This window comes from bacterium, assembly GCA_035505375.1.
GTDB lineage: Bacteria > Hydrothermota > Tepidihabitantia > Tepidihabitantales > Tepidihabitantaceae > UBA2258.
Window position 1 is genome coordinate 49,004 of sequence record DATJQV010000041.1, and the last position, 9,152, is coordinate 58,155.

Here is a 9,152-nt window from a genome sequence, read left to right on the forward strand (position 1 = left end):
GGGTAAAATCACGCCTCATGTTGAAGGCGATTCTGTTCGACCTCGACGACACCCTGATGCCGGACGAATTGGCGGCCAACGAAGCGATGGTCGCGACCGCCGCGATTGCCAAGCAGTGGCACAACATCCCGCCCGGCGACCTCAAGGATGCCGTGCGCACGGTGGCTCGCCGGCTCTTCCGTGCCAACCCGATTGTGGCGGCCCACGGCAGCGCATTCGACATCTCGTCGTGGGAGGCGCTCTGTTCCAACTTCGACGGCGACGACGACGAGATGCGCCAGTTGCGGGAGTGGGCGCCGACGTATCGGAACGAGGTCTGGAACCAGGCGCTGTGTGAAATCGGCGTGTGCGACCCACTGCTCGCGGACCAGCTCTCGATCATCTACCCGCACGAACGCCGCAGCCGCTACGTGGCCTTTCCCGACGTGAAGCCGTGCCTCGACCGCTTTGTGGCCGCTGGTATCAAGCTCGGCGTCGTCACCAACGGCCCGTGCGACCTCCAGTGCGCCAAGCTGGACGTCTCCGGATTGAGAAACTACTTCGGTGCGGTCGAGATATCCCGCGTGGTGGGAATACTGAAGCCGGACCCGCGCATATTTGCGCTCGCCCTCGACCGGCTCGGAGTTGGCGCTCAGGAATCGGCGTTTGTGGGCGACACCCCGAAGACCGACGTTGTCGGCGCGCACGCAACGGGCATGAAGGCCATCTGGCTCAACCGCGACAACGTGCCTCAGCCGGAAGGCATGGTCCCGGAGCGAACCATCCGCTCGCTCGACGAACTTCAGGATACTCTGGCGGGCATGTGACCGTCCTGTTTAGCGCGCCCTGCTCCGAAAATGGGGACAGTCCCTCGGAGCGCCTGCGTCGGACTCAGCGCGTGACAGTCCCCATTCTCGTCATGGACATCCGCGTTCATCAGGGCTGTTTCACTCCTCAGTCCGCAATTCTGCTTTCTGCTTTCTGGTTTCTGAATTCTGGTTTCTTTGGCTTCTCGGATGCCGGGCTTGCGCCGCACCGCCCCCCCACTAAGATATGGCCGCATTGCCCTCCGACACCCATCCCCGAGAAAGCTCCCAAGCAGAGAAAGTCACTCTCGAGCTTGAGGACGGCTCGAAGTTCCCAGGCGCCGGCTTCGGCTTTCATGGGCCCGCATCGGGCGAAGTTGTGTTCAACACCTCGATGGTCGGGTATGTTGAGAGCCTTACCGACCCTTCCTATCGCGGTCAGATACTGGTCCTGACCTATCCCCTCATCGGCAACTACGGGGTGCCTGCCGCCGACAAGGACTGCTTCGAATCATCGCGCATCCAGGCCTCCGGCCTCATCGTTTCCAGCGCTCACTCGGACCAGAGCCACGCCACTGCCGGACGCTCTTTGCACCAATGGCTGGTCGAAGAGAACGTGCCCGGGGTCGAAGGCATCGATACCCGCAAGCTGACGATTCTGCTCCGCGAGCGCGGTACCATGCTTGGCCGAGTCCTTCCTTCTGACTACTCCGGTGAACCGGTGGCGCTGTACGACCCCAACAGCACCAACATCGTGCCCGAGGTCTGCGTGCACCAGCCCGAGCGTTTTGGCTCAGGCCGGAAGCGAGTCATTCTCGTCGACTGTGGCGTCAAGCTCTCCATCCGCCGTGAGCTGCTCAAGCGCGGCGTAGAGGTTCTGCAGGTGCCGGCCGACTATGACTACACGGGTGAGCGGTTCGACGGCATCCTCGTTTCCAACGGCCCGGGCAATCCTGAGCGTTGCAGCGCGACCGTGGCAGTGCTTCACCGGGCGCTGGCCCTGAACCGGCCGATCTTCGGCATCTGCCTCGGATGCCAGCTCATCGCGCTCGCTGCCGGGGCGCGTACCTACAAACTCCGCTACGGCCACCGCGGACAGAACCAGCCGTGCCGGGAGAAGGGAACGGACCACTGCCGGCTGACCAGCCAGAATCACGGTTACGCCGTTGACGCCGCTACCCTGCCGCGCGACTGGCAGGTCTGGTTCGAGAACGCGAACGACGGCTCGGTCGAGGGAATCCGGCACACGCGCCGCCCCGTCTCCGCGGTCCAGTTCCACCCCGAGGGCAAGCCCGGCCCGCTCGATAGCGTTGACCTGTTCGACCGCTTCGTGGAAACGCTTTGATGAGAAACCGGACAGTCCCGAGTTTAGAGTGCAGAGCCCAGAGTCCAGAATGCCCGGGAATTCTGAATTCTCGTTTCTGGATTCTGAATTCTGAATTATCCGGCCCCTCCTCGTGAACAAGCCTTCCAGCGTCATCGTCCTCGGCTCGGGCGCGTTGCGCATCGGGCAGGCCGGCGAGTTCGACTACTCCGGCAGTCAGGCCATCAAGGCCCTGAAAGAAGAAGGAATTCGGACGATTCTGGTGAACCCGAACGTCGCCACGATTCAGACCACTCCCGGGCTCGCCGACGAAATCTACCTGCTTCCGGTCGAACCGGACTTCGTTGAGAAAGTCATCGCCGCCGAGAAGCCGGACGGAATCCTCCTGAACGTCGGCGGCCAATCGGCGCTCAACACCGGCGTGGAGCTCTGGAAGTCCGGCGCGCTCACGCGCTCGGGCGTAGCCGTGCTCGGCACTCCGGTCGGGACCATCATCGAATCCGAGGACCGGGCGCTGTTCGCCGCGAAGATGCGTTCGATCGGCGTCTCGGTTCCCGGCAGCGACACCGCCGATTCGGTCGAGCGCGCGCTGGCAATCGCAGAGAAGCTCGGCTATCCGGTGATGGTGCGGGCCGGGTTCAGCCTGGGCGGACTATCCTCCGGCCGTGCCGGCACACCGGAAGAGCTGCGGCACCGGGTGGCCGAAGCGCTCTCTCATGCGCCGCACGTTTTGGTTGAGGAGTACCTCGCCGGCTGGAAAGAGGTCGAGTACGAGGTCGTGCGCGACCGGTTCGGCAACTCGGTCACGGTCTGCAACATGGAGAACATGGACCCGATGGGCATCCACACCGGCGAGAGCATCGTGGTCGCGCCCTCCCAAACCCTGACCAATGATGAGTACCACTATCTGCGCACCGTCTCACTCAAGATCGTTGCCGCGCTGGGGGTCGTCGGTGAGTGCAACGTCCAGTTCGCCCTTCACCCGTCCAACGGCGAATACCGGGTGATAGAAATCAACGCCCGACTCTCGCGTTCGAGCGCGCTCGCCTCCAAGGCAACCGGCTACCCGCTCGCGTGGGTCGCGACCAAGCTCGCGCTGGGGTACGCGCTTGCCGACCTCAAGAATTCTGTGACCGGAGTGACGGGTTGCTTCTTCGAGCCCGCGCTCGACTACGTCACGGTCAAGATTCCCCGCTGGGACCTCCGCAAGTTCCGGGCCGCTTCGCGCCGCATCGGCACCGAGATGAAGAGCGTGGGCGAGACAATGGCCATCGCCGCGACCTTTGAGGAGGCGCTGCAGAAGGGCGTGCGCTCGCTCGGCCTCGGCTACGACGGCGTGACCGACCCGAAGGCTCGCACCGACGACCCGCTCGACGAAATCGCGAACCCGACCGACCGCCGGCTGTTCGCCATCGTCCATGCGCTCGCGAACGGGACCTCGGCCGAGAAGATATGCGAATCGAGCCGCATCGACCCGTGGTTCATCGCCCGGCTGGAGGCAATCGTGCGTGCGGAACAGGAGCTTTCCGGCCGGAAGCTCGGCGACCTGAATGCTGAAGACCTGTTGCGCCTGAAACGCCTCGGCTTCTCGGACAAGACCATCGGCCGTGGAACCGGAGAGAACGAGCTTGCGGTGCGTGAACGGCGCATCGCGCTCAGCGTCCTGCCGCGGCCTCGCCGCATCGACACGCTCGCCGGCGAATTCCCGGCCGCAACCAACTATCTTTACACTACCTACGGCGGCGATAGCCCGGAAATCAAGCCCGAAGACCGGGGCCGACCCGTCATGGTACTCGGCAGCGGGCCTTACTGCATCGGCTCGTCGGTCGAGTTCGACTGGTGTTCGGTCGGCATGTGCACGACCGCATCGAAGCTCGGCCATCGCACCGTGATGGTCAACTGCAACCCGGAAACCGTGTCCACCGACTACGACTCGAACGACCGGCTCTACTTCGAGGAACTGACGCTTGAGCGCGTGCTGGACATCGTCGATTTCGAGCGACCGATGGGAATCGTGGTCTCGGTCGGCGGGCAGATACCCAACACGCTCGCACTCAGCCTGCACCGCCGCGGCGTTCGTATCCTCGGCACCGACCCGGACTCGATTGACCGGGCCGAGAATCGCCACCGCTTCGCGACCCTGCTCGACGAACTCGGTATTGCCCAGCCGCCCTGGCAGGAACTCAAGAGCATCGAAGAGGCGCGCGCCTTTGCCGCCAAGACCGGTTATCCGGTGCTGGTCCGGCCCTCGTACGTCCTTTCCGGCTCGGCCATGAACATCGCCAAGACCGAACGCTCGCTCGACCAGTACCTGAGTCAGGCCGCCCAGGTCTCACCTGAGAACCCGGTGGTCATCTCGAAATTCCTGGAGGGTGCGAAGGAAATTGAGATCGACGGCGTGGCTCAGGACGGCGAGATGGTCATCTATTGTATCTCCGAACACGTCGAGCTGTCCGGAGTCCACTCGGGCGACGCCACCGTCGTGATTCCGCCCCAGACCACCTATCTTGAGACCGTGCGCCGCGCCAAGAGCATCACCAAGGCCATTGCGCGGGCGCTCGGCATCAACGGCCCGTTCAACGTCCAGTTCCTCGCCAGGCAGAACGAGATCTCGGTCATCGAGTGCAACCTGCGCGCGTCCCGCTCGTTCCCGTTTGTCTCCAAGTCAACCGGCTACGACTTCATCGAGATCGCGGCCCGGGCGATGCTCGGCGAGAACGTACGCGGCCGGTACCACACGCTCGACCTCGACTACGTTGCCGTCAAGGTACCGCAGTTCTCCTTCTCCCGGCTGAAGGGAGCGGACCCGGTGCTCTACGTCGAGATGACCTCGACCGGCGAGTCGGCCTGCCTTGGCGACTCGCTCGAAGAGGCCTGGCTCAAGGCGGCAATCGCCAACGGCCTCCGCCTGCCCAAGAAGTCCCTGCTCGTTTCCATCGGTGGCGACGATGCCAAACACAAGCTGCTCGAACCGCTGCGACAACTAGCACGGGCCGGGTTCGACATCCACGCCACATCCGGCACCAACCAGTTCCTCGAAGCCCAAGGGGTCAGGTCACAGCTTGTGCGCAAGGTATCGGACCAGAGGCCCGGAACCCAGGATGTGGTGGAACTGATCGCCGACCGGAAGGTCGAGTGTGTAATCAACATCCCCAAGCGCACAGCCGACGAAACCGTACTGACCGACGGCTACCGCATCCGGCGGGCCGCTGCCGACTTCGGGATTCCCCTCATCAACGACGCCGAACTGGCGCGGCTGTTCGTCCGCGCCCTGCTGCGCCACCCGCGCCAGGGCCTCGACGCCAAACCGCTCTCGGCCTACGCCATGCGGTCGCGCCCGTCTGCCAGCGCCGCGCCCCGCGCCTGAGCCGGGCGACCGTTCCCGGACTCCGCCCGCAGCCGCGAAAGACACAACGACACCGCCCGCTTCACAGCTTGACCATCACGGCAACATTTCTATAATTTTAGAAATATGGATGTAACCAGCAGGCAGTTGACGACGGCGCTGCTCGCGGCGCTGGGCAGCGAGTACCGAATGCGGATGGTAGAGCTGCTCGCCACTGGCGAACGCTGTGTGTGCGAGATAGCGCCCCACTTCCCTACCTCGTTCTCCGTTGTGTCGCACCACCTGTCGGTGCTGGAGCAGGCCGGCGTCATCACGTCCCGGCGCGACGGTCGCTGGATGCGCTACCGGCTCGTGGACGACTCCGTGCTGGAGCTGCTCGGGCTGGCGCGGCAGCTTGCCCGGCAGTGCAAGTCCGGCCGCCGGACGGCCCGCCGGCCCAAGGCCTCAGAACGCGACGTAAGCTCGGGCCGAATCCCAAGGAGAACCAATGCCAAAGAGTGAAGAGGAAATCAGGAAGTCGGTTAGAGAAGGCTACGCCAAGGTTGCACGGACCAGCGGTTCGTGCTGCGGCTCGACCAAGGGCTGCTGCGGGACATCGGCGCCGGAAGCGGTCAGCCGCGCGGTCGGCTATTCCGACGCCGAACTCGCCGCCCTGCCCGAGGGCGCGAATCTCGGACTCGGCTGCGGCAACCCGGTCGCGCTGGCGTCACTTCGGCCCGGCGAGACCGTGCTCGACCTCGGGTCGGGCGCGGGCATCGACTGCTTTCTTGCCGCCAGGAAGGTCGGTCCGACCGGCCAAGTTATCGGCGTGGACATGACCCCGGAGATGCTTGAGAAAGCGCGGCAGAACGCCGCCAAGGTCCAGGCCGCTAACGTCGAGTTCCGCCTCGGCGAAATCGAGCACCTGCCGGTCTCGGATAACTCGGTGGACGCAGTCGTCTCCAATTGCGTCATCAACCTCTCCCCGGACAAGCCCCAGGTCTTCCGCGATACGTACCGGGTTCTGAGGCCCGGCGGCCGCCTGATGGTTTCCGACCTTGCCCTGACCGCGGAACTGCCCTCCCCGGTTCGTGACTCGGTCGCGGCCTATGTCGGCTGCGTGGCCGGCGCTCTGCTCAAGACCGACTATCTCGCCGCGATTACGGGGGCCGGGTTCACCGACGTTCGCGTCGTCTCCGAGGAACATTATCCGGTTGACCTGCTGACCGACGACCCGCAAGCCGGACAGTTGATGGTCGATTCAGGTCTCTCCCGCGAGGAACTGCTCGCCGCCGCCCAATCGGTTGTCAGCATCAAGGTCTTCGCCCGCAAGCCTGCCTGAGCAATTGTAGAGCAACTGCACCCGGCCTCCGGCCACCTGCCCGTCGCCGAGTGTGGTTCGCCCGGCAAGAAGGCGCACGTGCAACCCGACAGCGAGTCGCCGGTGGCCGCGATGCTCAAAGCCCACCAGCTTGAAGGCCGGGTGGTGCTGGTCGAGTACGGCACGATTGGCTGCAAGTTGAGCGGCGTCGGTCTCGACTCGATGGCTGAGTGGCAGCACCGCAACGCCGTCCCGGGCCTTGCCTTCCTGCGGCTCGAGCCCACGCCGGACCAGCAGACCTTTGACGGCCACTACACGGCGAAGTCGCTCGGGTTCCCGGTCGTCCGTGACCCGGCGATGGCTGTCGCCAACGCCCTCGGCACTACCGTGTGTCCACGCTTTGTGTTGCTCGACAAGTTCGGACACGTGCGCTATCACGGCAGCCAGCCCTCGGAGAAGGACCTTGCCGATTGGACCGGCAGGCTCAACCCCGAGCAGGCGGACGCGGGCCCGGACGCGCCGCAGTTCGGCACGGTCGAGCTCGACGTCCCCGCGCTGCTGGCCGCGACCAGGCTGCCGGCTCTTGACGGGAAGGTGCTGTCGCTCCGCGACTACCGCGGCAAGAACGGGCTGCTGCTCCTGTTCGTGGACGCCCACTGCCCGCACTCGGCGGCTCTCGCCAAAGAGATTCCCGCCGTCGCCGAGGCGCTGAACAAGCACGGCGTACCAATCGTGGTCGTGAACATCGGCGACCCGGAAGCCAAAGTTAGAAGCTCCTACCTCGCCGGAATCACCGGGGCGGCGATTGTCTTCGACCCCGGCAAGACCGCGCAGGACCGCTGGGACATCCAGTATGTACCGACCGCAGTGCTTGTGGACGCGGACGGCAACCTGACATACAACGGCTCACCGGTCTGGGACCGCGTAACCGAGAAAGTCGTGGCGGCGCTCAACCTCCCCGCAGACTCGTTGCAAGCCGGGGTCAAAGGCACGAGCGCCGGCTGAGGCAGGAACTAGGCCGCCGCCCGTGTGGCGGCAATTGCCTGGACCCCGGCGCTCCGGCTCCGAATCAGGCGACGACGAATAGGCCAAGACGGGCAGACCGAATCCGGAACCGTACCAAACCTGCCAAGCGACGACCTTCAATGTCGCCGCGGCCGACCATTCGGGTGTTTCACGCGCCCGCAAACGCGCCTCTGAAAGCTCACTTGAAAGCTCGCCGGAAAGCTCGTTTCAGAGTTCGCTGGAAAGTACCTCAGAATGCTTGCTCAAGAGCTCACTTCATAGCATCTTCCATTGCTCAACTCAAAGCTCGTCACATCGCTTCGCGCATCGCTCGCCTCAAAGCTCAGCGCATTGCTTCTCACATCGCTTGCTGCAAAGCTCAGTCGAAAGCTCGCGTCAAAGCTCTTCCGAAAGCTCGACTCAAAGCTCGGGTCATTGCAGGCTCCAATTCATCTCGCACTGCATCGGCAAGGGCTGCGGGGTAGGCGGCCTCCCGGCCATGGGGTGGACGGCAGAATTGTGGCCGAGAGCGGCCCGACCACTACATATGGACAGGGCTAGGTTGCAGTGGAAGCCTGCGCTCGCCCTACTCGGCCGACCGGCGAATTATACAACTTTGTATACTGAACAGCCGGGCCGAGAAACAGCTCAAGTGACCAGATCGTAGACAGTTAACCAGCAAGCGACCGAACGTACCCCTGCGCGGGGCAGAGACTCTGCCCAACTCTTTGGCAGGCTCTCTGGCAAGCTCTCTACCAGACTCTCTCCCGAGCTCCTTGCCAGACTCTCCGGCAAGGACTCTCCCAAGCTCATTGCCCTGTTCTCTGCCCAAGTCTCTGCCCTGCTCTCCGGCAGAGTCCCTCCCAAGCTCATTGGCAGGTTCTCTCCCTCGCTCTTCGCCGGATTCTCTGGCAGACTCCCTCCCAAGCTCATCGGCAGATTCTCTGCCGGACTCATCGGCAGGTTCTCTGGCAGAGTCTCTCCCAAGCTCACGGGCAGACTCTCTGCCCAAGCCTCTGCCCGACTCTTTCATCCATTCCCTGCCATACTTCGGGGTCCACTTGTCTTCTTTTCGATTCGCGGTATCCGGTCCGCGTCTTTGCTTCCGCACTCTAGTGTAGTGCGTCACACGCTTCTTTGCATTTGGCTATCTTGCGCATGATGCTTTCGACGGTGGCGATCCAGACGAATATGTGCGGGTTCTGGTTGCTGGTGGCGATGTAGTCCGCGATCGCCTTCTTCAGAACAGGCACATTGTCGAAGCTGCCTCGCCGCAGCCGCTTCACCGTCAACTCCCGGAACCAACGCTCGACCAGGTTGAGCCATGACGAAGACGTCGGCGTGAAGTGCAGGTGGAAACGCGGATGCCGCCCCAACCAGCTTCTGACCCGC

Annotated in this window: 7 protein-coding genes; 6 read left to right on the plus strand and 1 reads right to left on the minus strand. The window is 63.8% G+C overall.

All coding sequences use genetic code 11. The annotated features are described in order from the left end of the window. Positions 1 to 17 precede the first annotated feature (17 nt). From VMH22_06885 to VMH22_06910, 6 genes are all read left to right on the plus strand, one after another. Positions 18 to 806: an HAD family hydrolase gene (locus tag VMH22_06885; GenBank protein ID HTW91420.1), complete on the plus strand. Its 789-nt coding sequence runs from the start codon at positions 18 to 20 to the stop codon at positions 804 to 806. A gap of 226 nt (positions 807 to 1,032) precedes the next feature. Then, positions 1,033 to 2,130: a glutamine-hydrolyzing carbamoyl-phosphate synthase small subunit gene (carA, locus tag VMH22_06890; protein HTW91421.1), complete on the plus strand. Its 1,098-nt coding sequence runs from the start codon at positions 1,033 to 1,035 to the stop codon at positions 2,128 to 2,130. Between the two features lie 112 nt (positions 2,131 to 2,242). Further along, positions 2,243 to 5,476, plus strand: a complete 3,234-nt coding sequence (gene carB, locus VMH22_06895) for a carbamoyl-phosphate synthase (glutamine-hydrolyzing) large subunit (protein HTW91422.1) — start codon at positions 2,243 to 2,245, stop codon at positions 5,474 to 5,476. Positions 5,477 to 5,581: 105 nt separating this feature from the next. After that, a complete protein-coding gene (locus tag VMH22_06900) occupies positions 5,582 to 5,956 on the plus strand; it encodes a metalloregulator ArsR/SmtB family transcription factor (protein ID HTW91423.1) in 375 nt (124 codons plus the stop codon). Further along, positions 5,943 to 6,776, plus strand: coding sequence for an arsenite methyltransferase (locus VMH22_06905; GenBank protein ID HTW91424.1), 834 nt, complete (start codon positions 5,943 to 5,945; stop codon positions 6,774 to 6,776). Before VMH22_06900 ends, VMH22_06905 begins: the two co-directional genes overlap by 14 nt. Before the next feature lie 78 nt (positions 6,777 to 6,854). Then, positions 6,855 to 7,760 carry a TlpA family protein disulfide reductase gene (locus tag VMH22_06910; protein ID HTW91425.1) on the plus strand — a complete coding sequence of 302 codons (906 nt, stop codon included), beginning with the start codon at positions 6,855 to 6,857 and terminating at the stop codon, positions 7,758 to 7,760. Positions 7,761 to 8,872: 1,112 nt separating this feature from the next. Here VMH22_06910 and VMH22_06915 read toward each other — a convergent pair. After that, the coding region (locus VMH22_06915; protein ID HTW91426.1) for an IS630 family transposase at positions 8,873 to 9,152 on the minus strand (280 nt) is incomplete at its 5' end.

Coding starts and splice junctions, on each gene's coding strand:
- VMH22_06900 (HTW91423.1), top strand. CDS start 5,582: ATGGATGTAACCAGCAGGCAGTTGACGACGGCGCTGCTCGCGGCGCTG.
- VMH22_06885 (HTW91420.1), top strand. CDS start 18: ATGTTGAAGGCGATTCTGTTCGACCTCGACGACACCCTGATGCCGGAC.
- VMH22_06905 (HTW91424.1), top strand. CDS start 5,943: ATGCCAAAGAGTGAAGAGGAAATCAGGAAGTCGGTTAGAGAAGGCTAC.
- carA (HTW91421.1), top strand. CDS start 1,033: ATGGCCGCATTGCCCTCCGACACCCATCCCCGAGAAAGCTCCCAAGCA.